The sequence below is a fragment of the Nostoc sp. genome (assembly GCF_036919895.1).
GTDB lineage: Bacteria > Cyanobacteriota > Cyanobacteriia > Cyanobacteriales > Nostocaceae > Nostoc.
On the sequence record NZ_JBALBW010000016.1, the window covers coordinates 1 to 744 of the forward strand.

The window sequence follows — 744 nt, forward strand, 5'->3', positions numbered from 1 at the left end:
AATTCACCGTCTTCCTCATCTCAAAAAATGGTTTGTGGAAATTTTTGCTAAATCGGCATAGCTATTGGATCATTTTTTCTGTGGAGTTCTCTTACAGCAATTTTCAGGTAAATAGACCACAGTGGTTGAACCAACCGAAGGCATCATCTTCGGTAATATAATTTACAGCGTCAGCCATTGCTTGATCGAGTAATTCCAGTGTGCGCGCTTCACAGGAACGGAGAAATTGCTTCAATTTCGACCAACAAAGTTCTATGGGGGATAAATCAGGAGAATAGGGGGGCAAAAACTTGACTTTTGCACCAACAGACTCGATTGCAATTTTTACACGCTCTGCGTGATGAACCCTCAGATTATCCATAACCACGATCGCCCCTTTCCACAATTGAGGAGCTAAGACCTGAGTTACATATGTGAGAAACACCTCAGTATTGGTACTTCCAGGCACAGTCATCGCCGCAACCAGTCCATCCAGATTTAAAGCACCAATCAAAGAAACGTTACCACCTCAGGACTTACGCATTGACAAAATAGGCATAAAATGCGTTGAATAAATCAGGAAGAAATAGGCGATCGCTAACCACTAAAGGCGTTGAAAGACAGATAATACTGAGGTTGTCTGCATTAAGGGTGACGACTATCAGAGCAACTAAGCTAATCGGCATTTAAGCTGCATAATATAAATGCAGAGTCGATTCAAAGTAACTATGCCACCACCAGCCAAAAATTTTTTAACTTCGTCAG

Annotated in this window: 2 protein-coding genes; both read right to left on the bottom strand. The window is 41.7% G+C overall.

Translation table 11 applies throughout. From position 1 onward, the window contains the following. Positions 1-103 precede the first annotated feature (103 nt). Positions 104-493, bottom strand: a complete 390-nt coding sequence (locus V7K55_RS02455) for a transposase (protein ID WP_334827831.1) — start codon at positions 491-493, stop codon at positions 104-106. Between the two features lie 22 nt (positions 494-515). Continuing rightward, entirely contained in the window at positions 516-665 is a 150-nt protein-coding gene (locus tag V7K55_RS02460; RefSeq protein ID WP_334827833.1) for a hypothetical protein, read from the bottom strand. Positions 666-744 lie beyond the last annotated feature (79 nt).

Excerpts from the sequence above, each read along its gene's own strand:
- V7K55_RS02460 (WP_334827833.1), bottom strand. The coding sequence starts at position 665 with ATGCCGATTAGCTTAGTTGCTCTGATAGTCGTCACCCTTAATGCAGAC.